Annotated in this window: 1 protein-coding gene; it reads right to left on the bottom strand. The window is 53.9% G+C overall.

Features of this window, described 5'->3' with window-relative positions:
- Nucleotides 1-247 precede the first annotated feature (247 nt).
- Nucleotides 248-412, bottom strand: a complete 165-nt coding sequence (locus tag L7A20_RS12160) for a T9SS type A sorting domain-containing protein (RefSeq protein WP_423817446.1) — start codon at nucleotides 410-412, stop codon at nucleotides 248-250.
- Nucleotides 413-421: the final 9 nt, after the last annotated feature.

Below are 421 nucleotides of genomic sequence, written 5' to 3'. Positions count from 1 at the left end.
CCGCACACCCGACATTAACTTGCACGAGAACCAGTCGTTTACGTCGGTGCCGGGCTGGAGAACGTGCCTTACTAACAAACCGACGTACCGAATCAGGCGAGTAGTCAGCAGGCGCTGTTCGTCAACACGCGGGGTCTGGAAGTGCGCGGCACCATTGATCACAGTACACAAAAAATGCCCCGATCGCTTTTGACCGGGGCATTTTTTATGTACTGTGATCAAAAGCATTTACAGCCTGGATAGACTGCTATTGCTTGATCACCTTCAGCGTAACCACCTGCTTAGCCGTGCTCACCCGCAACAGGTACAAACCAGCCCGCTCCTGATTGAACCGAAGTTTCTCGCGCTGATCGGATGTCGTTACGTCGACCGACGTGTTGCTCACGGAACGTCCGCTGACATCGGTTAGCATGATCCGCAC

Source organism: Rothia nasimurium, assembly GCF_928381415.1.
GTDB lineage: Bacteria > Actinomycetota > Actinomycetes > Actinomycetales > Micrococcaceae > Rothia > Rothia nasimurium_H.
The sequence above is the reverse complement of the archived record's forward strand: the minus strand, read 5'-3'. Positions and strand labels throughout refer to the sequence as shown.

What these genes read in the sequence shown, in the direction of transcription:
- L7A20_RS12160 (WP_423817446.1), bottom strand. Translation starts at nt 412, where the DNA reads ATGCTAACCGATGTCAGCGGACGTTCCGTGAGCAACACGTCGGTCGAC.